Origin of the sequence: Fulvimarina uroteuthidis (assembly GCF_034321785.1) — a bacterium.
Taxonomy (GTDB): domain Bacteria; phylum Pseudomonadota; class Alphaproteobacteria; order Rhizobiales; family Rhizobiaceae; genus Fulvimarina; species Fulvimarina uroteuthidis.
Window position 1 is genome coordinate 1 of sequence record NZ_JAXLPB010000009.1, and the last position, 22,255, is coordinate 22,255.

The following is a 22,255-nucleotide window of genomic DNA, read 5'->3' on the forward strand; positions in this document are numbered from 1 at the left end:
TCCCAGGACACCAAGGCGCCCCGCCTCGCTCACCAAAACAAGCCCCGCCCACAAAAACCGCCGCTGCCCATCCAGACGGACAACAAGCCAACAGCACACCCCATTACAAGACCGGGGAAGGGGGAAAGGGGACAGGCGCCGGGAACGCGCGCGGGGTAAGCCGGACGCGTCTCCGAGATCCAAATCAAGCGTTGCCGGTCTTAGCATCGTGCAAGGATCGTGCGCCGCAACCGCCCTCGACCCGCCAGAGCCAGCGCCAATGACCGGCCAGGGCCGGGCAGGACCCGGATCCGCTGCGCAACGCGCGCGGCCCCGTCACAGGCGCCCGAAGACGGTGTCGCGCGTCGCAGACGGAGGGCCGAGACCCGAAGCCGCCGCAAGCCACCCGCCAAGGGTCGTCGAGCGCATGGCGGCCGCGTGCGCCGGGCCGCCGCTCTTCGGCCAACCCGGGCGAACGGCCTGGGCTCGCCGCCGCGCCCTGGGCGCCGAGCGCCGTAATCGCCCTGGGCGCCGAGCGCCGTAATCGCCCTGGGCGCCGAGCGCCGTAATCGCCCTGGGCGCCGAGCGCCGTAATCGTTTGGCACGACGAGCCGATCATGCTATGTCGCCCTAACGCTTGGCTTGACGCATCGCGCGTCTCGGACTATAGCCAAGCCCAATTTTCCGATCATGCCTGTCAGCATGAATCGCGCCGGTTTCGGCGGCGCGGGTTCGATGGGCGTTTCAGACTTATAGAGAAGGTGAACCACATGTCGCGCGTATGCGAACTCTCCGGCAAGGGCGTCATGTCCGGGAACAATGTGTCCCATGCGAACAACAAGACCCGTCGCAAGTTCCTGCCGAACCTGTGCAGCGTAACGCTGATTTCCGATGCTCTCGGCCAGCGCTACCGCCTCAAGGTGTCGGCCCATGCGCTGCGCACGGTCGAGCATCGCGGCGGCCTCGACGCCTTCCTGCTGAAGGCGAGCGAGAACGAGTTGTCACAGCGCGCCCGTCTTCTCAAGCGTCAGATCGCCAAGAAGCTCGCCGAGACGACGCAGGCCGCCGCGTAAGGCATCCGCAACGTTCGATCGCCTTGTCCAACGCCGCAGCGGCTCACGGCCCCTGCGGCGTTCTCATATGTCCTGTCTTCTGGTTCCATCACCCAGGTTTAAAAAAATGACCTTCATCAAGACCCATTGGCTCGCGATCCTCGCGATGAGCCTCATCGTGCTCGGCGCGAACATCGCCGTGCAATATCCGATCTTCCTGACCCTCGGGTCGCTCGACCTGGCCGATATCCTCACCTACGGCGCCTTCGTCTATCCGTTCGCATTCCTGGTGACGGACCTGACGAACCGGATCTACGGGCCGGCGACCGCGCGCAAGGTGGTCTTCGTGGGCTTTGCCGCCGCCGTCATCTGTTCGCTCGCCCTGCCGCCGATCCTGTTCGACCTCGGCCTGGTGCCTTATGAGGCCGGCGCAGCGCGGATCTCGCGGATCGCGCTCGCGTCCGGATCGGCCTTCCTGATCGCCCAGCTTCTCGATATCTTCGTCTTCAACCGCCTGCGTCAGGATCGGTGGTGGCGGGCGCCCGCAGCCTCGTCCATCTCCGGGTCCCTGGTCGACACGGCCGTGTTCTTCGGCATCGCCTTCGCGCCGGTCTTCCTGTTTCTGGGCCCGAACGACGATTTCGCCCTCGAGGCCGCGCCGTTCTTCGGCCTCGCCGCGGCCGACGCCCCGCGCTGGGTGTCCTGGGCGCTCGGCGATCTCGCTTTGAAGCTTTCGATCGCCGTGTTCGCCCTCGTGCCGTACCGGATCATCATCGGCCGGGTGCTGCCGGCGCAGAATGCGAGCGTGCGAGCCGGCGCGTGATCGGGCGGGATCCACGCCGTCGGCGATCGCCTGGCACAGGCGAGCGGGCCCAACCGGCGTAGGAACGCTGCGGAAGAGGGCGGACGCCCGAACTTCGCCGACGAGATCCGCGACCGCAAGGCCGAGCCGCCGAATCAGACCTTGCTCGCCGAGTTCACCGCCATGCGGACCGCCAAGGCCGCGGCCGACGCCTGCAGCCCGGCGCAGACGACACGCGGCAACATGGCGGGACCGGTCGATCGAAGCGTCGTCGAGATCATCCCTGTCGCGCCCTTTCCCTGCCGTTCAGCGCAGCCCGCCGGCCTGCCGGCGATAGGTCGACTGCCGCGCCGGCCCCTCGTCCTCGAAGAGGGCGGCGAGCTGTTCGGTCATGGCGCCCGCCAGTTCCTCGGCATCGACGATGGTGACCGCACGGCGATAGTAGCGCGTCACGTCGTGACCGATGCCGATCGCCAGGAGCTCCACCGGGGAGCGGGTCTCGATCTCGTCGATCACCGCGCGCAGGTGCCGTTCGAGGAAATTGCCGGAATTGACCGAGAGCGTCGAATCGTCGACCGGCGCGCCATCCGAGATCACCATCAGAATGCGGCGCTGCTCGGGGCGTCTGGTCAGGCGCGAATGGGCCCAGATCAGCGCTTCGCCGTCGATGTTCTCCTTCAGGAGGCCTTCGCGCATCATCAGCCCGAGATTGCGCCTGGCGCGCCGCCAGGGCGCGTCCGCGCTCTTGTAGATGATGTGACGCAGATCGTTGAGCCGGCCCGGGCGCGGCGGTTTGCCGGCCTTCAGCCATGCTTCGCGCGACTGTCCGCCCTTCCAGGCCCGCGTGGTGAAACCGAGCACCTCGACCTTGACGCCGCAGCGCTCGAGCGTCCGCGCCAGAATGTCGGCGCAGGTCGCAGCGACCGTGATCGGCCGCCCGCGCATGGAGCCGGAATTGTCGATCAGCAGCGAGACGATCGTGTCGCGGAACTCGGTGTCCCGCTCCATCTTGTAGGACAGGGACTGGGACGGGTCGATCACGACGCGCGTCAGGCGCGCGGTGTCGAGATAGCCTTCCTCCAGATCGAAATCCCACGACCGGTTCTGCTGGGCCATCAGGCGGCGTTGCAGACGGTTGGCGAGGCGTCCGACCACGCCCTGAAGCGAGGTGAGCTGCTTGTCGAGGAACCCGCGCAGGCGCTCCAGTTCCCCTTCGTCGCACAATTCCTCGGCGCCGATCTCCTCATCGTTGGCGCGGGTGTAGACGTCGTATTCGATCTTCAGGAGCGGATCGAGATCCTTGGGCTCGGGACGGCGCGCATCGCCGGGCGTCTCGGAGGTTTCCTCGCCCTCGTCGACCATATCGTCGCCGGTGACGTCCGAATCCTCCGCTTCCGCCGTCTCGTCGTTCTCGCCCTCGTTCTCGGCTTCTTCGCTCTGGGTGTTCTCGGTGCCGTCTTCCTTTTCGGCGCCGCCTTCCTCCTGGTCGCGAACCTGGTTGTCGCCCTGTTCCTCGTCGCTGTCCTCCTCGTCCTCGTCCGATTTTTCGGGCTCGGCGAGCTCCTCGGCCATTTCCAGCGAGACGAGGACGTCGCGCATGGCGCGGGCGAAGGCCTCCTGGTTCTCGGCGACTTTCAGGAGATTGGAAAAGCGCGCGCCGACCTTTTCCTCCACGAGACCGCGCCACACCTCGACGAGCGCCCTGGCGCTCGGCGGCACCGGCCTCCCGGTCATGGCCTCGCGGACCATCAGCGCGACGGCGTCTTCCATCGGCGCCTCGTTGCGGTCCGTCACCTCGGACAGGTTGGAGCGGGCGTACTTGTCTTCCAGCATGGAGGCGAGATTGTCGCCGACGCCCGACATGGCGTTCGCGCCGATCGCCTCGCAGCGGGCCTGCTCCACCGAATCGTACACCGCCCGCGCGCTGGTGCCGTCCGGCGAGAGTCTGGCATGCAGCTTGGGATCATGGCGCGCCTTTCGCAGCGCCATGGCATCGGCAACGCCGCGGGTGACGGCGACATCGTTGGCGGTCGCGCGCTTCGGCAGTTCCGGCAGACGCGCGGAGTTTCCCGCCATGCCGGGCCGATCGGCCGAAAAGGTGACCTCCAGCTCGGCATCGCCCGCGATCGCGCGAAGCGTGTTGGCGAGGGAGCGCCGGAAGGGCTCGCGGTTTGCCGAATGGGAGGGTGCGGGTCGTTTGTTGTCGCCGATCTTGCTCATGCTATCGAGATAAGGGGTTCGGTGCGTCAGGGGCAAGTCGGATCAAGGTCCCCGTGACCGAAAAGCGCGCGATCACGCAACCGTTTTCCGTCGCTGACCCGCGCAAGGCCAGGCGCCGGCCGGGTCCGCGACCCGGTCGGCCCGCGCCGGGCGTCCGATACGGGAGGAGGCCGGTGTGCGAAGGACCGGGGCCTTGAACGTAAACAGCCCGCTCGCAGCGAGCTCGGTCGGTGGTCCGGTTCAGGAAGGACATCTCCGGAAACCGATGATCTCCGTTTTATCGGCTCATTTGATCCCGTCCTGACCGCAATCGACGTCTTTTTGCCGTGCCGCCGCCCGATCGGTCCCGGTGACACCTGCTGGCTTGGCGAGAGCGTGGCTCGCAGACAGCCACCGGCAGCGGTACGGCCCATATCGCCGGGAATGTCATCAATCATGGCATGTCTCCGGTTTCGCCTCGCACGGATCGCCGGCGACCGTCTTGCAATTGTCCGATCAAGAACGCGTCGAAAGGGCGAGCGTCAGTTGCGAAGGCGCGTCGGAAGAGCGTGGTTCACGGTCGCTCCCAGCTCGTACCAGGCGCCGCGAACGCTTCGGAACCGCTCCGAATGACTGCTCTGGACCGGAAGCGGAACAGCCTCGGGTCTGTCCTCGAGCAGCGCCTCGGCGGCGGCGGCGCCGATGACGGTGCCAGGCGCGATGCCACGTCCCGAATAGCCGAAGGCGGCATAGGCCGAGGGGCCGAACTCGACGAGTTTCGGAATGTGGTCGCTGGTCATCGCGATGAAGCCCTGCCAGGAAAATTCGATGGAGAGATCGACGAGTTCGGGAAAGAGGCTGCGCAATTTCCGGCGCGCCCAGTTGGCGTGGATCGGGGCTCCGGGCCCCGCCGCGTTGCCGACGCCGCCGATGATCATCCGGCCTTCCCGGTCGAGCCGGAACGAGGACATCACCATCGCCGTATCCCAGCACCCCTCGCCGCCGGACAGCACGCGCTCACGCATCCCGGGGCTGAGTGGCGCCGTCGCGAACTGGCTGTAGGCCACCTTCACGTAATGCGGCGCCTTGATCCCCGCGAGATCGCGGTGATAGGCGTTCGTTGCCAGAAGGAGCGCCTTCGCCCTTACCCTGTGACCATTCGCATGCACGATCCAGACGCCGTCACCGCGCTCGACCCGTGTTGCCGGCGAAGAGATGTGAAGCCGAGCCCCGGCCTCGACGGCCGCGCGGGCAAGTCCCGTGCAATAGGCGCGCGGCTGGATGGTGCCGGCGCGCGGATCGAGGAGAGATCCGTGAAAGGCCTGGCTGCCGGTCCGCGCGGCGGTTTCCCCGGCATCGAGCAATCGAAGCGGCGCGCCGATCCGGTTGCCCTGCCGGCAGCGCTTTTTGAGTTCCGCATAGCCGGCGGCGGAATGGGCGAGATGGAGCGTGCCCTTGCGCGTCGCCTCGCAATCGATGCCGTGGGTCTCGATCCGCTCGAAGACGGTGCGCGGCCCCTCACCAAGGGCCGACAGAAGACGGCTTCCCGCCGCCTCGCCCATGGCCGAGATGACATCCTCCGGCGGCAGCCAGAGGCCCGCATTGACGAGGCCCACATTGCGGCCCGATCCGCCATGGGCGACCCGCTCGGCTTCCAGAAGCACGACGGAGGCTCCACGCCGCGAGGCTGCGAGCGCGGCGGAATTTCCGGTAAACCCGGCGCCGATCACCACGAGATCGGCTTGGGCATCGGCGGTGAGCGGTCGGCTCTCCACATGCTCGCGGCAGGACTTGTCCCAAAGGTTCCTCGTGGTGCTCATGAAACGGACTCCGTGGCCGGGCTCTCTTCGCCTGCCGGCGCGGGCAGAGGCGACAGGAACCGTTCCAGCCGGTCGAGCCCCGCTTCCAGATTGGCCTGCGAATAGGCGAAGGACAGCCGCAAAAGGCCCGGAAGCCCGAAGGCCCTTCCGGGCACCAGCGCGAGGCCTTGCCTCTCGAGCAGTGCCGTACAGAAATCCGCGCAGGTCCCGTAGCCCCCAGCCTCCATCGCGCCGGTTACGTTGTCGTTGCCCTCCGCCCGGAGCGAAGCGGCCCGCTCCGTGATCTGGACGATCTCGGAAATCTCCAGGGAGGCGATGCGCTGCGATCGTTTGAACGTTCGACGTACCGTCATCTTGTCGTCCTCCTCGAGCGGTAATCAATGCCAGGTCATCGAAATGATCGGGCGACCATCGGCCGCCCGATCAAGATAGCCTTGGTGAGGCGCCGGATGAATGTCCACGCCTCGATCATTCCCGCTTCAGCCGATGTCGAAGCTGACGCCCTGGGCGAGGGGGAGTTCGCGCGAATAGTTGATGGTGTTGGTGGAGCGGCGCATATAGGCGCGCCAGGCGTCCGATCCGCTCTCGCGTCCGCCGCCGGTCTCCTTCTCACCGCCGAAGGCGCCGCCGATCTCGGCGCCGGACGTGCCGATATTGACGTTGGCGATGCCGCAATCGGAGCCGCGCGCCGACAGGAAGGTCTCCATCTCGCGCAGATCGGTCGTGAAGATCGAGGAGGAGAGACCGCCGCCCACATCATTATGCTGCTCGATCGCGTCGTCGAAGTCCGAATATTTCATGACATAAAGGATCGGCGCGAAGGTCTCGCAGCACACGGCACGCGTTCATGAATCGTTTACTTGTCTCGCGCATATTTGACCGAGACCTTTTGTGTGGTCGAGCGCTACTTAGGCGTGCGGAACGCGACTCCTGGGGAATTCACGATGGCATCGATCGCCATGGCCACGAATGGTGGCGACGTTGATCTTTTCGAGCCCGACGATCTGCGCGGGCGAGATCGTTCTGACTGAGGACGTCGACACCGCTCATTTGCGGGAAACTCTTCCAACGACAACGATATTCTTTTGAAAGACATCGGGCAATGGTCGCAATTCACGGTCTCGAAACTGCATCCAGGTTGCTTCGGCCAACCGTCGACAGCAATGCTTCGACGGTCGGACCGAACTCCGCGTCTGTTCCGTCCATCGCGGACATCGCTCTCGCACCGGAGAGATCGCATGCGGGTCCCGGATCCGGTGCCAGTTCAGCCATCTTCAATGCCGTCGTGGATATGGCTGAGAAGGTGGACGCGGCCATGGGCGAGGTTGTGAGTTACATCGATCGCGATCACGCCCAAGTCGAGAGCGTGATGTCCAACCTGATGGCGGCGATGGGGTATCAGATCGATTACCGGGAGGCCATTGCCAATGATAAGGCCGCCGGGGAACGGTTGAAGGAACAGGCTCTTGCGGATCCTGAACGCACGTATCGGATGCTGGAAAAGATCAAAGCTGATCGCCCCGGCATCTCACTCGACGAGGCGATGGCTTTTCTCATGGTCGATCTAGGAAAGCTCATCGAGCGGAATGCTCAAGCGAAGCTTTAGCGGATTTCCGCGCCCCTCGTGACGGGCGTGTCGCAACTTCGCCCCCGAGACGCGAAAGCCCCGGCTGGCCGCGCACCGTCACACAGGCCTCATCGATCCGGGGTCTCTTCGATCCGGCCAATGTCGTGCAAGCGACGGGGTTTCCGGATCATCCGATCTGCGAACGGAAGACGAGAGCGTGAGGCCCGGTCGCGAAAGCAAGTTTCACGTCGGGGCGTCGAAGTTCCTTCTCTTCCGGGACGCACGCCATTTCAGAAAAAGACGTCCTTGAGCGGCAGGCTGGCGGCGCCGATGGCGGAGGTCTTGCCGCGGATTTCGGACATGACGAGCCGGGGGAATTTTGGCGGTATGCGTCGCCGTCACCCTGAAGAGCCCGCCGGGAAGTCGCGCCGCGCCAGCTCATGGCTTGTCCGGAAAGGTCTGACGCCGCCGCTGCAGATCAAGCTCTCGTCGTCGCGGCCCGTATCCGCGGCGGGCTGCCCGCCTGCGCATCGCTGTGGGTGCGCATCTGCTCGATCGTATGCTTTCCGGAACCCTCGGCATGCCTGGCGATGACCGTGCAGGCGGTATCGATATCCTGGTCGCGGATCGCGGCGAGCAGTTCGCGGTGCTCGCGCAGCACGGTCTTTCGGCGGCCGAGGGCGATGGGATAGCGGTCGCCGATGGCGCCGAGGATGTCGCGGTGCTTCTGCCAGAGTTCGAGCGCGTGCGTGTTGTAGTGCCGCCCGTAGGTGACGAGGTGGAACTCGAAGTCGAGGTCCCTGTGCCGCTTCGAGTCCGCGAAATCGTTGCGCTCGATTTCGCTCTGGATGCGCTCGAGCTCGACGATCTGCTCCTCGGTCACCAGCTGCATGAAATTGCGCAGCAGGTACGGTTCGATGACGGTCTCGACCTCGTAGATGTTGCGGATGAACGCCTCGTCGATCGGTCGGACCCGAGCGCCGCGGTTCATGTTCATCACGACGAAGCCCTCGCCGCGCAGCATCTGCAGCGCCTCGCGCACGGGGCTCGTCGAGACGCCGTGGCGCCGGGCCAGGTCAGAGACCTTGAGCCGCTCGTTCGGGCGCAGATGCCCGGTAATGATATCCTCACGGATGAGCTCGTGGACGGCCAACTCGGCCCCCGTTCGGGGCTCCAAGGCTATGGGTGTATCGGTCATCGGTCCGCTGATCATGCTGCTGGTGTTGGCCATCCTTATCCGCGCGGAAAAAGAAATTCAATCATTGACATATCGTGCACGATTTATCAAAATTCGTGTATGAAATGGTTTGGTATGTGCCCGAACCGCATTCGGCGCCGCGGGAGGGCGCGCGCATAGGGGGAGGAGACCCAATCATGAGACTCGACGACGCACGCCCGGTCCGGGCAGGGCGGCTGGCGCTGACCGCGCTGCTGCTGACCACCACGGCCGCGATCGCGCAGGACTACGACCAGGCGCCGAGCCTCGACGCGCTCGTCGAGAGCGGCACGCTGCCGCCCGTGGAAGAGCGCCTGCCGGCTGAGCCCTATGTCGAGGAGATGGTTGACAGCGTGGGCGAGTACGGCGGCACGCTGCGCACCACGATCCTTGCCAATGGCGACCACTACAACCTGACCCGCACCATCGCCAACGAGCTCCTGGTGCGCTGGGATCCGACATGGTCGGACGTGGTGCCGAGTCTTGCGGAGAGTTTCACGGTCTCCGACGACGCGACCACTTACACCTTCACGCTGCGCGAGGGGCTGCACTGGTCGGACGGAGAGCCGTTCACCGTCGAAGACATCATGTTCTGGTACGAAGACGTCTTCATGAACGAGCAGCTCACCCCGTCGAAGAGCCCGACCTTCGTCGTCGACGGCGAGCCCGTGGTCGTGACCCGGACCGGCGAGCGCACCGTCGAGTTCAAGTTCAACTCGCCCTACGGTCTGTTCCTGCAGCAGCTCGCCTACGGCCAAGGCCACCATCCGGTGATCTATCCCAAGCATTATCTCAGCCAGTTCCACGCGGACTATGACAGCGGCAACCTGCAGGAGCTCATCGACGCCGACCCGACGGCGGCCGACTGGGTGGCGCTGTTCAACTCCAAGGTCTCGCTCACCTTCCAGCCGTCCTACTGGCAGAACCTCGAGCTGCCGACGATGAACCCATGGGTGCTCACCACGCCCTACGCCGACGAGGAGCGTGTCGTCGCGAAGCGCAACCCATGGTACTGGAAGGTCGATCCGGAAGGGAACCAGCTCCCCTACATCGACGAGATCACCTGGGCCAAGATCGACGACCCGCAACTCATGGCCCTTCGCATGACCTCGGGCGAGTTGGACTTCGCCTTCCGGCACATCAACAGCGCGACCTTCCGCTCTGTTCTCTACGACGGGCAGGAGAGCGGCAACTACCGCTTCGTCGACGTGCTGGACCTGCCGGCGAACGACGCCGTCGTGCTGCTCAACCTCAATGTCGAAGACGACCAGAAGCGCGACATCCTCCAGAACAAGGACTTCCGCATCGCCTTCAGCCACGCCATCAACCGGCAAGAGATTATCGACCTGATCTATGTCGGCCAGGGCGCTCCGGCGCAGGTGGCGATCCAGCCGGGCCACGAGCTCTTCAACCAGCGGCTCGCGAGCCAGTTCACAAAGTTCGATCCCGATCTGGCCAACCGGATGCTCGACGAGATCATGCCCGAGAAGAACGCCGCGGGGATCCGGCTGATGCCGAATGGTGAGCCGATGGTGATCAACTTCATGGTCGCCGACGTCTTCGGCATGTCCTATCCGGACGTGATGCAGATCGTGCAGCAATATGCCCGCGACGTCGGGATCGACATTCAGATCCGGACGACCGACCGGGCCCGGCTCAACACGATGTGGTACGCCAACGAGCATGAAGCCTACATCTGGAACTGCGTCGGCGGTCTGTCCGAAGCCTATACCGATCCGCGCTGCTACATGCCCTTCCTCAAGGCGGACATCTTCTTCGCCTCCGAATGGGCGGACTGGTACACCGATCATTCCACCGGCGAAGAGCCGCCAAAGTCGGTTCAGGCGCTCATGGCGGCCTACGACGACGTCAATGCAGCCGCCACCGACGAAAGCCGTCTCGCCGAAATGCAGGAGTTCCTCGAACTCTCGGCGGACGAGTTCCTGACCATCGGGATTTCGCGGCCCATGCCGAAATACATGATGGTCTCGAAGAATCTGCGCAACGTGGTGGAGGGCATCCCGATCACGGGCAATCTCTGGCACCCCGCTCCAACGCTCACCCAGTGGTGGTTTGACCGCTGAGCCGCTGACGGATCCCCGGGGGCCGGATTCGTTTCCCCCCGCCGCCGGGCGTCTATTCTTCCATTCCAGGCAAGAGGGGCACGCGATGCTTCGCTTCATGGCCAGACGGCTGCTTTACGCGATTCCGACGCTGATAGCGGTGTCGATCCTCGCCTTCATCATCATTCAGCTGCCGCCCGGCGACTATCTGTCGACGCTGATGGCCGACTGGGCCTCCCAGGGCGGCGCCGTCGAGGAGGGCACCATGGCGGCGATGCGCGACCGCTACGGGCTCGATCAGCCGATCTATGTGCAATATTTCAAGTGGGTTTCGGGTATCGTCACCCGGGGCGACTTCGGCATTTCCTTCGAGTTCAATCGTCCGGTGACGGAGCTGATCTGGGGCCGCCTAGGCTACTCGTTCCTGCTCGCCTTCCTGACGCTGATCTTCGTCTGGGCGCTGGCCGTCCCGATCGGGATCATTTCGGCGGTGCGCCAGTACTCCATCGTCGACTACCTGGCGACCTTCTTCGCCTTCTTCTTCCTGGCGCTGCCGAACTTCGTGCTCGCGCTCGCCGCGATGTATGTTCTCGCCGCCTTCTTCGACCAGAGCGTCGGGGGGCTGTTCTCGCCGCACTACATCGACGCGCCCTGGAGCTGGGGCAAGTTCCTCGACTTCGCCAACCATGCGTGGCTGCCCATCGTGGTGATCGGAACCGGCGCGCTGGCCTCGATGGTGCGCATCATGCGCGCGAACCTCCTTGACGAACTGTCCAAGCCTTACGTCACAACCGCCCGCGCCAAGGGGCTGTCGGAGTTCGAGCTGCTGATGCGCTATCCGGTACGGCTCGCGCTGAACCCGCTGATCTCGACGCTTGGATGGATCCTGCCGACGGTGATCTCGGGCGAAATTCTGGTGTCGGTGGTGATGTCGCTGCCCACCACAGGGCCGCTCCTGCTGCGCTCGCTGCTCAGCCAGGACATGTATCTCGCCGGAACGCTCATCATGCTGATTTCCGTACTGACCATCATCGGCACGATCCTGAGCGACATCCTTCTTGCCATTGCCGATCCGAGGATCCGTCTCGAATGACGCTGCATACCGACCCGAACCTCGAGGCCGAGATGCCCGGCCCCGAGGTCGATCTCGCCGTCGCCGGCCAATGGCGCCTGTTTTGGCTGAAGTTCCGCAAGCACCATCTCGCCGTGGCCAGCTTGTTCGTGGTGCTGTTCCTCTATCTCGTTGCCGCCTTGGCGGAGTTCGTCGCGCCGTTCGACCCGAACGAGACCGCCGCGACCTACACCTACGCACCGCCCCAGCCGCTGCAGTTCTTTCACGACGGGGCGTTCATGCTCCATGTCGACGGGCTCGACATGACGCTCAACCGGGACACCATGCGCCGCGAATTCGTGCGCAATCCCGAGAACCCGGTGCCGGTGGCATTCTTCGTCGAGACCGAGCCCTACGAGCTCATGGGTTTCATTCCCATGTCGCGCAAGCTGATCGGCCCGGTCGAGGTCGGGCCCCGGTCGCCGATGTACCTGCTCGGCGCCGACCGGCTCGGGCGCGACATATTCAGCCGCACCGTTGTCGGAGCGCGGGTGTCGCTGTCCATCGGCCTTGTCGGTGTCGCGCTCAGCCTGGTGCTCGGCGTCCTGATCGGGGGGATCTCGGGCTACTTCGGCGGCAAGATCGATACCGTGATCCAGCGCGTCATCGAGTTCCTGCGCTCGGTCCCGACGATCCCGCTCTGGATGGGTCTCGCCGCGGCGATCCCGCTCTCCTGGCCGCCGCTGTGGGTCTACTTCATGATCACGATCATCGTGTCGCTGATCGGCTGGACCGGGCTCGCCCGCGAGGTGCGGGGCAAGTTCCTGTCGCTCAGGAACGAGGATTTCGTCATCGCCGCTCGGCTCGACGGGATGAGCGACATGGGCATCATCCTGCACCACCTCGTGCCGTCCTTCCTGTCGCACATCATTGCTGTTCTGACCCTTTCGATCCCGGTCATGATCCTCAGCGAGACCGCGCTCAGCTTCCTCGGCATCGGTCTGCAGCCGCCGATCGTCTCCTGGGGCGTGCTGCTGCAGGAGGCCCAGAACATCCGCGCGGTCAGCCAGGCTCCCTGGCTGCTGTTCACCCCCGCCGGCGCCATCGTCCTCGCGGTGCTGTCGCTGAACTTCCTCGGCGACGGCCTGCGCGACGCCGCCGACCCCTACGGGAGAGCCTGATGTCGCCGATCCTGAAGGTTCAGAACCTCACCACCGTCTTTCCCACCCGCACCGGCGACTTTGTCGCGGTCGACGACGTTTCCTTCGAGCTGGAGCCGGGCAAGACCCTCTGCGTCGTCGGCGAGAGCGGGTCCGGCAAGTCCGTCACCGCCCGCTCCATCCTGCAGATCGTCGAGAAGCCGGGCCGCATCACCGGCGGGCGCATCCTTCTCGATCGGGGCGGCAAAGTCGTCGATCTCGCGGCGCTGGCCCCGCGGGGAAGAGAGATCCGTGACGTCCGCGGCAAGGACATCGCGATGATCTTTCAGGAGCCCATGAGCTCGCTGTCGCCGGTCCACACCATCGGGACCCAGATTGGCGAGAGCCTCCGGATCCACTTCGGCACACCCCGCGCCGAGCGGCGCAAGCGGGTGATCGAACTGCTCCGGCAGGTGGAAATTCCGAACCCCGACACCGCCATCGACCGCTACACGTTCGAATATTCCGGCGGCATGCGGCAGCGAGCGATGATCGCGATGGCGCTGGCGTGTAACCCGCGGATCTTGATCGCCGACGAGCCGACCACCGCGCTCGACGTCACCACCCAGGCGGAGATCCTCGACCTGATCGCCAGGCTCCAGCGCGAGCACGACATGGCGGTCATGTTCATCACCCACGACATGGGCGTGGTCGCCGAGATCGCCGACGATGTGCTCGTGATGTATCGCGGCGTGGTGAAGGAGCGCGGCCCGGTGGCGCGCATCTTCCATGCACCAGAGGACTCCTACACCCGGATGCTCATCGGCTCCGTCACCCGGCTCGAACACCGTGCCGAGGGGCTCGAGAACCGCGCCGTACCCGCCGCGGCGCCGCTGTTGACGGTGAGCGGCCTGACCAAGCGCTTTGGCGACGTCGCCGCCATCCAGGACGTGGCGCTGACACTGAATGACGGCGAGACACTCGGAATCGTTGGCGAGAGCGGCTCGGGCAAGACGACCATCGGCCGCTGCCTGCTGCGCATCCACGAACCCGACGCGGGGCGCATCGATTTCCGCCGTGCCGACGGCTCCGTCGTCGATATCGCCACCGCCGATCGTTCCGAACTGAAGTCGGTGCGCCGGGAGATGCGGATGATCTTCCAGGACCCGGTGAACTCGCTGAATCCGCGCAAGACCATAGCCCAGATCATCGCCGAGCCGCTGAACCTTTCCGGCTTCGGCAGCGCCCGCCAGGTCGACGAGCGAACCGCAGATCTGATGCGGCAAGTGGGGCTGCCTCCCGAATGGCGCGAGCGCTTTCCTCATGCGCTCTCGGGCGGGCAGCGTCAGCGCATTGGAATCGCCCGTGCCATCGCGGTCAAACCGAGGCTCATCGTGGCCGACGAGGCGACGTCGGCGCTCGACGTTTCGCTGCGCAGCCAGATGCTCGACCTGCTGGTGCAGCTGCAGGAAGAGCTGGGCCTGTCCTTCATCTTCATCAGCCACGACATGTCGGTGATCCGCTACATCTGCGACCGCGTCGCGGTGATGTATCGCGGCCGGATCGTCGAGGCCGGCCCCACCGACCGCGTCATCAACGCACCCGAGCATCCCTATACCCGCGCGCTTCTCTCCGCGATCCCGCACCCTGATCCGCAGGCGCGCCGGATCCACAAGCGCTTCCGCTACGACCCCGAGAAGGCCCCGGCATGAAAATCACCGAGATCGACGTCTTCGTCTCCTGCCCGGGACGCAATTTCGTCACCGTGCGGGTGCGCACCGACGAGGGGCTGACCGGTTTCGGGGACGCCACCTTGAACGGCCGCGAACTCGCGGTCGCCGCTTATCTACGAGAGCATGTGGCACCCTGCCTGATTGGACGAGATCCCTTTCGCAGCGAAGATATCTGGCATTACCTTTACCGCGGGGCCTATTGGCGTCGAGGTCCGGTCACGATGGCTGCCATCGCCGGTATCGATACCGCGCTCTGGGACATCAAGGCCAAGGCCGCCGGGATGCCGCTCTACCAGCTTCTCGGCGGTGCCGCCCGTGACAAGGTGCTGTGCTACACCCACGCGCAGGGCCGCGAAATCTCCGAAGCCGTCGACGCCATGGGGGCGCGGCTCGACCAGGGCTATAGCGCGGTGCGTGTCCAGGTCGGTATTCCGGGGCTTGCGAATGTCTACGGAACCGGTGCGAATACCGTGACGAATACCGCCGCCGACAACGCGTTGCCGCCCGAGGAAACATGGTCCACCGCGAAATATCTGCCTCGCATTCCGCAGCTCTTCGACGCGCTGCGCGCCGCGCACGGCGATGAAGTCCACCTGCTGCACGACAGCCATCACCGGCTAACGCCGATCGAGGCTGCGCGGCTTGGGCGCGACCTCGAGCCCTACCGGCTGTTCTGGCTCGAGGACATGGTCCCGGCGGAGAACCAGGAGGGCTTCCGGTTGATCCGGCAGCACACGACCACGCCGCTGGCGGTGGGTGAGGTGTTCAACACGATCTGGGACGCGAAGCTGCTGATCGAGGAGCAGCTGATCGACTATATTCGCGCCACTTGCGTCCATGCCGGCGGTCCCACGGCACTGCGCCGGATCATGGACTTCGCCGGGCTGCACCATGTGCGCACCGGCTGTCACGGCGCAGCGGACATGTCGCCCATCTGCCTCGGCGCCAACCTGCATCTCGACCTCTGGGCGCCGAACTTCGGTATCCAGGAATATTCCGGATACACCGACGAAATGCTGTCGGTCTTCCCGCACGCCTGGCGCTTCGCTGATGGATACCTGCATCCCGGCGACGCTCCTGGCCATGGCGTCGAGTTCGACGAGACCGAGGCGGCCAAACATCCCTATCAGCGCGCCTTCCTGCCGGTGAACCGGCTCGAGGACGGCACGCTCTGGCACTGGTGAGCGAATGAAGATCGCGACGATAACCCCGTTCGCCATCCGCGTCGGCACCCGCAATCAGCTTCTCGTGAAGATCGATACCGACGAAGGTGTCTTCGGCTGGGGCGAAAGCGGCTTGTCCGGCCGCGAGAGGGCCGTGATGGGCGCGCTGGAGCATTTTTCCCGGTGGCTCGTCGGGCAGGACGCCTTCCGCATCGGCCGAATCTGGCAGGAACTGTACCGCAGCCAGTATTTCGAGGGCGGTCGCGTCCTCACGGCCGCGATGTCGGCGATCGATCTCGCGCTGCACGACGTCAAGGGAAAGGCGCTCGGTGTACCGGTCTACGACCTGCTCGGCGGTCGGCAGCGCGACCACGTCCCGACCTTTGCCACCACCTCCGCGCCCCCGGGTGAAGAGATGATCGCCCAGGCCAGGGATCTGCTCGCCGCCGGCTGGACGGCGATCCGCCTGTCGCCGTCGGGGCACGAGAATCCGGACATATTCGAGCCGCGCGAGCATATCGGCAAGACCGCTCACTGGCTCGCCCGCGCCCGTGAGGAACTGGGCAGCGACGTGGTGCTCGGGATCGATTGGCACCACCGCCTGTCCGTCGCCGAGGCCGCGAGCTTCTGTCAGAAGATGCCCGCGGGCACGCTCGATTTCCTCGAGGAGCCGATCCGCGACGAGAGCCCCTCGTCCTACGAGGCGCTGCGGCGGATGACCGACATCCCGTTCGCCATCGGCGAGGAATTCGCCTCGAAGTGGCAGTTCCTGCCCTATATCGAGCGCGACATCCATCAGTTCAATCGCATCGACATCTGCAATGTCGGCGGATTGACCGAAGCGATGAAGGTGGCCGGCTGGTCCGAGGCCCACTATGTGGACATGATGCCCCATAACCCCCTTGGCCCCATTTGCACCGCCGCCACGGTTCACTTCGCTGCCGCGGTGCCGAATTTCTCGTGGCTCGAGACCCGCTCCAGCCCTGCCGAGACACATCTCGGCTTCGACAGCGCCGAGTTCTTCCCGGTGCAGCCGCGGCTCGACGGCGCGGTCTATCCCGTCTCCGACCTTCCTGGCCTCGGGGTGGAGGTGGACGAGGACCGGGTGCGGGCGAGTGCATTCGCGTTTTGGGAGGCGCCGCACCTGACCCGCCGCGATGGCTCGATCACGAACTGGTAGCGTGAACCGTTCGCGATCCGTTCAGCCGTCGAGGATCGGCTGCTGGCACCCGATCCGGGGCATCCTGTCACGAAGCGTCGCCGGCAGGGGATCGAGAGCGATCGTGTCCGGGTGAAAAAGGCCATGCCGTGGATTGGCGGATTGCGGTCGTTCAACACGGCTCGGATCTTCAGGTCGGTCTCGTCGATCCGGATGGCGCCGCAATGGGATCGCCAAACAGGGCGCAGCTGCTTCTCGACAGCTCCGGAACGACGGAGAGAGCCGCGGGCCAGGGATGGGCGCAAACTTGTCCGCGACCTTCCGGGCCCCGCAAAACCAATCGCTGCCAAGGTGACCGGCTGCCCGTCATGCCTCCAGTCGGAGATCGTCGATCAACGAATGCGCTCGCCGTTTTCGTCGAACAAACGCAGATCGGCCGCTTCGGCGGTAAGGCGAAGCATCGTTCCGGTTTTTGCGACGAAGCCGCGCCGGCTTTCCACCGTCAAGCGCTGTCCACCAGCCACGACACCGTAGAGATAGGATGTGCCGCCGAGAAATTCGGTGAACTCCACATCCATGGCGATACCCTCTTTCTGGCTGGAACCCACAAGGAGATGTTCGGGCCTGACTCCGACTTTCACCCGGCGGCCGGGGGCCAGCGGCGGAAGCTGGGGGTCAGCCGGCAACCGGTCTTCACCGATCCTCAGGCCACCCTTCTCATCGACGACGGCATCGAGAATGTTCATTGCGGGCGAGCCGATGAAACCTGCGACGAAGACATTATCGGGATCGTCGTAAAGGGCGCGGGGCGAGCCGACCTGCTCGATCCGCCCGCTGCGCAGGACGATGATCTTGTCGGCCAGTGTCATCGCCTCGGTCTGATCGTGCGTCACATAGATCATCGTGTTGCCGAGCTGGCGATGAAGCCGGGCGATCTCGATGCGCATGTCGACGCGCAGTTCCGCGTCGAGGTTGGAGAGCGGCTCGTCGAAGAGGAAGACGTCCGGCTCGCGCACGATCGCGCGGCCGATGGCAACGCGCTGGCGCTGGCCACCCGAAAGCTGGCCCGGCCGGCGATCGAGATAGTCCGTCAGCTTGAGAGCATCTGCGGCTTCACGCACCTTCCGCTCGATTTCCGCTTTCGGGCGCTTCGCGGCCTTGAGGCCGAAGCCCATATTCTCGCCGACCGTCATATGCGGATAGAGGGCGTAGGTCTGGAAGACCATCGCGATGCCCCTTTCGGAGGGGTCGCGCTCGGTCACATCGGTCCCGCCGATGAAGACGTCGCCGGCCGAGGCCGCCTCCAGCCCAGCGATGAGACGCAGAAGTGTGGATTTGCCGCAACCTGACGGTCCGACGAAGACGACGAACTCGCCCGCTTCGATGTCGAGGCTGATATCGTGCAGAACCTCAAAGGTCCCGAAGGATTTGTGCAGGCGTCTCAGCTTGAGGCCGGCAGTCTTGGACCTGCCGCCAACACCGGTCATGGCGTTCATTTCGTGTCCTCCCGTCTGATCCATGTCAGCATGGCGCCGGGCTCCCGATTGTCCCAGGCATAGTAGGGAATGGCGGTCAGTTGCGCCGCTTCGCGGGTTGGCGGCGCAAGGCTGTAGAGGGTGCCTTCACCGTGCCATGTCTCGCGAAAACCGCTCGCCGTCAGGCGGACGATGCCGCCCAGATCATCGACATCTTCTTCCAGGAGGGGGGCTGCATCCGGCAGAACGAGCGCATTGAGGTCGGCGCCATTGTCGGTTTCCTCCAGACAGTAGACGAAGGGCCCGCGCATGAGCGCCGTGCGGCCCTGATCGACCGTGATGCGCGGATTGGCATAGACCCGGCGCGGGGTGAGATCGAGTTCGAGACCGACGCGATCGCCGGGTGCCCAGTTGCGCTCAAGCCTTAGATAGCCGGCCTTCACGGCCACATCGACAGGCTCTCCATTGATCCACACGCGTCCCGACCGGCTCCAGGCGGGAACGCGCAAGGACAGCGTGAAACGACAGGCGGTGGTCGGCTCGACGGCGATATCGACCGCCCCCTTCAGGGGATAGTCCGTCGTCTGGACGAGCTTCACCGATGTGCCGCCGACCTCGATCTCTGCTTCGCTGGCATTGTAGAGATGCACCGCGACCTCGCCATCGGCCACGCCGTAAATATAGCTGCCGACGGAGGCGACGAGGCGGGAGATATTGGGCGGGCAGCAGGGGCAGCGGTGCCAGGTCCAGCGATGATGCCCGCCGCGGCTTTCGAGCGGATTGTCGTAGAAGAACCGCGTTCCGTCGAGGGAAAGGCCCGCAAGAGCGTTGTTGTAGAGCGACTGTTCCATGATGTCGGCATAGCGGCCGTCGGCGCCGCGCCCCAGCATGCGGCTTGCCCAGAAGACGAGCGCCACCGAGGCGCAGGTCTCCGCATAGGCGGTCTCGTTCGGCAGGTCGTAATCGAAGGTCAGGCCTTCATTGTCGGCCGAGGGGCCAAAGCCACCGGTGATATAGAGATTGCGGTCGGTGAGATGGGACCAGAGCGTATCGAGCGGTCCGGTGAGGCTGTCATCGGAAAATTCGGTCGCCACATCGGCCATGCCGGCATAGAGATAGGCGGCCCGCACGGCGTGACCCACCACCCTTGTCTGTTCGCGCACCGGCTGGTGGGCCTGGCAATATTCGAAGGTTCCGAAATGGAACGCATCGGGTCGCTCGCCGCGACGCGCGGCCTCGATATCGAAATATTTCGGGTCCCGGCCGCGCTCGTCGACGAAGAACCTCGCCAGTTCGAGATAGCGCCGTTCGCCGGTGACGCGGCCAAGCTTGACCAGCGCGAGCTCAAGCTCCGGATGGCCGGGATAGCCGCGCAATTGCCCGGCTTCAGGGCCGAACGTCTCGTCGATATGGTCCGCATAGCGGCACAGCATGTCGAGGAAGGCCCGCTTGCCGGTGGCGTGGTAATAGGCGATCGCACCCTCGATCATGTGGCCGGCATTGTAGAGCTCGTGCCGGTCGCGCAGATTCGTCCAGCGCTGGCCGGGCTCGATGCGGATATACCAGGAATTGAGATAGCCATCCGCCTGTTGCAGCCGGCCATAGGCGGCGATCACCGTATCGCACAGGGCTTCCAGTTCGCCGTCTTCACGGTGGTTCAGCGCGTAGGCGGCGGTCTCGATCGACTTGCCGAAATCACTGTCCCAGAACATCTGCGTGGTGACCGTGCTGTTGTGGGTGAAGGGGATGACCTGGCCGGGATTGGGCCGATCCGGGTCCACCTGATCGAGCATTCCCGCCTCTATGCAGCGGTCGAACAGGGTGCGGGCCGTGGTCGCGCAGATCGTATCGATGCGGGGGCCGAAAAAGCCGCCGACCCTGACCTTGTCGAGCGAGAGCGGGCGGAACTTCGCCTTCGTGGACGGAGTGGCGATGCCGGTTTTGTGCAGGTTCATGACAATGGTCCTTCGGACAGGCTTATTTCACCGCGCCGGCAGTCAGGCCGCGGATGTAGGAGCGTTGCAGGATGAGAAAGAGGATGAGGCAGGGGATCATCATGATGGTGACCCCGGCCTGGACAGCGCCCCAGTCGACCGAGCCGTAGCGCCCGGAATAGACTGCGGTCATCAGGACCGGCAGGGTGAACTTGTCCTGGTCGGTCAGCAGGACGAGGGCGGCCAGGAACTCGTTCCAGGCGTTGAGGAAGGCAAAGAGTCCGACCGTCACCATACCGGGCGTCACCAGCGGCAACATCACCTTGTAGAGCATGGCTGGCCCCTTGATCCCGTCGATCCGGGCCGCTTCCTCGATCTCCCTGGGAACCGCATCGAAGGCGTTCTTCATCATGAAGACGGAGAACGGCAGTTGCAGCGTCGTGTAGATGAGGACGAGACCCAAAAGCGTGTTCTGGAGACCCATTTTCGCCAGGAGAAGGAAGAGCGGCGTCAGGATCGACTGGAACGGGATCATGATGGTCGCGAGGATCACCACGAAAGCGAGGCTCTGGAACGGAAAGCGAAAGCGCGAGAATCCGTACCCGGCCAGAAGCGAAACCACGATCGTCAGCATCGCGGTGCCGACGGACACGAAGACCGAGTTCATCGTGTAATGGAGGACGGACTGGCCGAACTGTTCGAGCCGGACATAGCTGTCCAGCGTCGGCGCACCCGCCGGCCAGGGCGGGATAGGCGGAAGCAGCGCTTCCGGACCTGGCCGGAAGCCGGCCAGAACCACCCAGACGATCGGTGCCAGAAAGATGATCGCGACGATAATGCCGGTGATGTGGAACAGCACATCGTGATAGCGGATCCGCCCTTTGCGGTTCGTCGGCCCGTCTTGTGCCGCCGGATGAAGAGACGTGAGCGTCATTTGCCGGGCTCCCGGTCGCGCAGAAGGATGAGCTGGATCACACTCAGCACCATCAGGATCGCCAGCAGCACCATCGACAGGGCGGCGCCATAGCCAAGGCGGAAGGAGACGAAGCTTTCGTTGAAGATCTTGTAGACGGCGGTGACGGTCTGATTGTGCGGACCGCCGCTCAGGATGATGTAGAACTGGTCGAAGGCGAGCATCGAACTCGACACGCACAGAATCAGCGCCAGCGCGAAGGGTTGGCGCACCAGCGGCATGGTGATCCAGCGGAACCGTTGCATTCGGCCCGCCCCGTCGATGCGGGCTGCCTCCCGATAGTCGGACGGGATCGCCTGCAGGCCGCTCATCAGGATGATCATGTAGAACCCGGCCATCTTCCACACGACCATGATGGTCACCAGAAGGAAGGCCGGCGTGAAGCTCGCCAGAAGGTTCACCCGGCCGTCGGTCAGGCCGAGCGCGTCGGCGGCCGGCGAGAACAGCCCCGAATCGACATTGGCAAGCCAGACCCACAGGAGAGAGGCCGAGGCGAACCCGGTCACCACCGGCAGGAAATAGGCCGTCCGGTAGAAGGCGACGGCGCGCCCCTCTCTCTGCACCATCAGGGCCAGCGCGAAGGCAACGCCCAAAAGCCCGATGGTCGCCGCGAACGTGTATTGAACCGTAAACCAGAGCGCGTCCCAGAAACGGGCATCGCCCCACAGCCTTGTATAGTTTGCGATGCCGATCCAGCGAGCTTTGCCGATCAGCGGCCAATCGTGGAGCGACATCCAGATCGTCATTCCCACCGGAAGGAGGAAGAAGACCGCGACCAGGAAAAGCGCCGGGGAAAGATAGACAAGGCCCATCCATCCGGAGCGCTGCGACCGGCGCGGCGTCGGTTCGGGCAATGGCGAATCGGCCATCTGTTGCATGATCTGTGTTTCCTCCCGCAGGACCGCTCAGGAGCCGGCAGCCGGAGCCGCC

17 protein-coding genes and 1 pseudogene are annotated in these 22,255 nt (G+C 64.7%); 9 read left to right on the forward strand and 9 right to left on the reverse strand.

All coding sequences use genetic code 11. From position 1 onward, the window contains the following. The first annotated feature begins 749 nt into the window (after positions 1–749). Both rpmB and U0C82_RS17940 read left to right on the forward strand, forming a co-directional pair. Positions 750–1,052: a 50S ribosomal protein L28 gene (gene rpmB / locus U0C82_RS17935; protein WP_322189101.1), complete on the forward strand. Its 303-nt coding sequence runs from the start codon at positions 750–752 to the stop codon at positions 1,050–1,052. A gap of 106 nt (positions 1,053–1,158) precedes the next feature. Further along, a complete protein-coding gene (locus U0C82_RS17940; protein ID WP_322189103.1) occupies positions 1,159–1,854 on the forward strand; it encodes a queuosine precursor transporter in 696 nt (231 codons plus the stop codon). Positions 1,855–2,139: 285 nt separating this feature from the next. On the opposite strand, the gene cobT is transcribed toward U0C82_RS17940, so the two are convergent. The 4 genes and pseudogenes from cobT to U0C82_RS17960 form a co-directional block, all read right to left on the reverse strand. Further along, positions 2,140–4,053, reverse strand: a complete 1,914-nt coding sequence (gene cobT, locus U0C82_RS17945; RefSeq protein ID WP_322189105.1) for a cobaltochelatase subunit CobT — start codon at positions 4,051–4,053, stop codon at positions 2,140–2,142. 521 nt (positions 4,054–4,574) lie between these two features. Then, the gene (locus tag U0C82_RS17950; RefSeq protein WP_322189107.1) at positions 4,575–5,852 is read right to left on the reverse strand and encodes an NAD(P)/FAD-dependent oxidoreductase; all 1,278 of its coding nucleotides are present in this window, start codon (positions 5,850–5,852) and stop codon (positions 4,575–4,577) included. Continuing rightward, complete coding sequence (locus tag U0C82_RS17955) at positions 5,849–6,205, reverse strand: aminotransferase class I/II-fold pyridoxal phosphate-dependent enzyme (protein ID WP_322189109.1); 357 nt, start codon at positions 6,203–6,205, stop codon at positions 5,849–5,851. Before U0C82_RS17955 ends, U0C82_RS17950 begins: the two co-directional genes overlap by 4 nt. 126 nt (positions 6,206–6,331) lie before the next feature. Then, positions 6,332–6,679, reverse strand: a pseudogene (locus U0C82_RS17960) (aldehyde dehydrogenase family protein); the annotation flags it as partial. A gap of 275 nt (positions 6,680–6,954) precedes the next feature. Here U0C82_RS17960 and U0C82_RS17965 point away from each other — a divergent pair. Next, complete coding sequence (locus U0C82_RS17965; protein WP_322189110.1) at positions 6,955–7,458, forward strand: hypothetical protein; 504 nt, start codon at positions 6,955–6,957, stop codon at positions 7,456–7,458. Positions 7,459–7,897: 439 nt separating this feature from the next. On the opposite strand, the gene U0C82_RS17970 is transcribed toward U0C82_RS17965, so the two are convergent. Further along, the gene (locus U0C82_RS17970; protein WP_322189112.1) at positions 7,898–8,617 is read right to left on the reverse strand and encodes a GntR family transcriptional regulator; all 720 of its coding nucleotides are present in this window, start codon (positions 8,615–8,617) and stop codon (positions 7,898–7,900) included. Positions 8,618–8,793: 176 nt separating this feature from the next. On the opposite strand from U0C82_RS17970, the gene U0C82_RS17975 reads away from it, so the two are divergent. From U0C82_RS17975 to U0C82_RS18000, 6 genes are all read left to right on the forward strand, one after another. Then, a complete protein-coding gene (locus tag U0C82_RS17975; RefSeq protein WP_322189114.1) occupies positions 8,794–10,719 on the forward strand; it encodes an ABC transporter substrate-binding protein in 1,926 nt (641 codons plus the stop codon). A gap of 85 nt (positions 10,720–10,804) precedes the next feature. Then, the gene (locus tag U0C82_RS17980; RefSeq protein WP_322189116.1) at positions 10,805–11,791 is read left to right on the forward strand and encodes an ABC transporter permease; all 987 of its coding nucleotides are present in this window, start codon (positions 10,805–10,807) and stop codon (positions 11,789–11,791) included. Then, positions 11,788–12,930, forward strand: a complete 1,143-nt coding sequence (locus U0C82_RS17985; RefSeq protein WP_322189118.1) for an ABC transporter permease — start codon at positions 11,788–11,790, stop codon at positions 12,928–12,930. The genes U0C82_RS17980 and U0C82_RS17985 overlap by 4 nt, the downstream gene beginning before the upstream one ends. Continuing rightward, positions 12,930–14,600, forward strand: a complete 1,671-nt coding sequence (locus tag U0C82_RS17990) for an ABC transporter ATP-binding protein (RefSeq protein WP_322189119.1) — start codon at positions 12,930–12,932, stop codon at positions 14,598–14,600. The genes U0C82_RS17985 and U0C82_RS17990 overlap by 1 nt, the downstream gene beginning before the upstream one ends. Next, positions 14,597–15,805 carry a D-mannonate dehydratase ManD gene (gene manD, locus U0C82_RS17995; protein ID WP_322189121.1) on the forward strand — a complete coding sequence of 403 codons (1,209 nt, stop codon included), beginning with the start codon at positions 14,597–14,599 and terminating at the stop codon, positions 15,803–15,805. The genes U0C82_RS17990 and manD overlap by 4 nt, the downstream gene beginning before the upstream one ends. 4 nt (positions 15,806–15,809) lie before the next feature. Beyond that, a complete protein-coding gene (locus tag U0C82_RS18000) occupies positions 15,810–16,964 on the forward strand; it encodes a mandelate racemase/muconate lactonizing enzyme family protein (RefSeq protein ID WP_322189123.1) in 1,155 nt (384 codons plus the stop codon). Positions 16,965–17,335: 371 nt separating this feature from the next. On the opposite strand, the gene U0C82_RS18010 is transcribed toward U0C82_RS18000, so the two are convergent. From U0C82_RS18010 to U0C82_RS18025, 4 genes are read right to left on the reverse strand one after another with little or no spacing between them, the layout of a single operon-like run. Then, entirely contained in the window at positions 17,336–18,439 is a 1,104-nt protein-coding gene (locus tag U0C82_RS18010; protein WP_416186721.1) for an ABC transporter ATP-binding protein, read from the reverse strand. Next, positions 18,436–20,373, reverse strand: coding sequence for a glycoside hydrolase family 127 protein (locus tag U0C82_RS18015; RefSeq protein ID WP_322189125.1), 1,938 nt, complete (start codon positions 20,371–20,373; stop codon positions 18,436–18,438). Before U0C82_RS18015 ends, U0C82_RS18010 begins: the two co-directional genes overlap by 4 nt. A 22-nt stretch (positions 20,374–20,395) precedes the next feature. Further along, the gene (locus U0C82_RS18020; RefSeq protein WP_322189126.1) at positions 20,396–21,286 is read right to left on the reverse strand and encodes a carbohydrate ABC transporter permease; all 891 of its coding nucleotides are present in this window, start codon (positions 21,284–21,286) and stop codon (positions 20,396–20,398) included. Beyond that, a complete protein-coding gene (locus U0C82_RS18025; protein ID WP_322189181.1) occupies positions 21,283–22,194 on the reverse strand; it encodes a carbohydrate ABC transporter permease in 912 nt (303 codons plus the stop codon). Before U0C82_RS18025 ends, U0C82_RS18020 begins: the two co-directional genes overlap by 4 nt. Positions 22,195–22,255 lie beyond the last annotated feature (61 nt).

Excerpts from the sequence above, each read along its gene's own strand:
- rpmB (WP_322189101.1), top strand. The coding sequence starts at position 750 with ATGTCGCGCGTATGCGAACTCTCCGGCAAGGGCGTCATGTCCGGGAAC.
- U0C82_RS17940 (WP_322189103.1), top strand. The coding sequence starts at position 1,159 with ATGACCTTCATCAAGACCCATTGGCTCGCGATCCTCGCGATGAGCCTC.
- cobT (WP_322189105.1), bottom strand. The coding sequence starts at position 4,053 with ATGAGCAAGATCGGCGACAACAAACGACCCGCACCCTCCCATTCGGCA.
- U0C82_RS17950 (WP_322189107.1), bottom strand. The coding sequence starts at position 5,852 with ATGAGCACCACGAGGAACCTTTGGGACAAGTCCTGCCGCGAGCATGTG.
- U0C82_RS17955 (WP_322189109.1), bottom strand. The coding sequence starts at position 6,205 with ATGACGGTACGTCGAACGTTCAAACGATCGCAGCGCATCGCCTCCCTG.
- U0C82_RS17965 (WP_322189110.1), top strand. The coding sequence starts at position 6,955 with ATGGTCGCAATTCACGGTCTCGAAACTGCATCCAGGTTGCTTCGGCCA.
- U0C82_RS17970 (WP_322189112.1), bottom strand. The coding sequence starts at position 8,617 with ATGACCGATACACCCATAGCCTTGGAGCCCCGAACGGGGGCCGAGTTG.
- U0C82_RS17975 (WP_322189114.1), top strand. The coding sequence starts at position 8,794 with ATGAGACTCGACGACGCACGCCCGGTCCGGGCAGGGCGGCTGGCGCTG.
- U0C82_RS17980 (WP_322189116.1), top strand. The coding sequence starts at position 10,805 with ATGCTTCGCTTCATGGCCAGACGGCTGCTTTACGCGATTCCGACGCTG.
- U0C82_RS17985 (WP_322189118.1), top strand. The coding sequence starts at position 11,788 with ATGACGCTGCATACCGACCCGAACCTCGAGGCCGAGATGCCCGGCCCC.
- U0C82_RS17990 (WP_322189119.1), top strand. The coding sequence starts at position 12,930 with ATGTCGCCGATCCTGAAGGTTCAGAACCTCACCACCGTCTTTCCCACC.
- manD (WP_322189121.1), top strand. The coding sequence starts at position 14,597 with ATGAAAATCACCGAGATCGACGTCTTCGTCTCCTGCCCGGGACGCAAT.
- U0C82_RS18000 (WP_322189123.1), top strand. The coding sequence starts at position 15,810 with ATGAAGATCGCGACGATAACCCCGTTCGCCATCCGCGTCGGCACCCGC.
- U0C82_RS18010 (WP_416186721.1), bottom strand. The coding sequence starts at position 18,439 with ATGAACGCCATGACCGGTGTTGGCGGCAGGTCCAAGACTGCCGGCCTC.
- U0C82_RS18015 (WP_322189125.1), bottom strand. The coding sequence starts at position 20,373 with ATGAACCTGCACAAAACCGGCATCGCCACTCCGTCCACGAAGGCGAAG.
- U0C82_RS18020 (WP_322189126.1), bottom strand. The coding sequence starts at position 21,286 with ATGACGCTCACGTCTCTTCATCCGGCGGCACAAGACGGGCCGACGAAC.
- U0C82_RS18025 (WP_322189181.1), bottom strand. The coding sequence starts at position 22,194 with ATGGCCGATTCGCCATTGCCCGAACCGACGCCGCGCCGGTCGCAGCGC.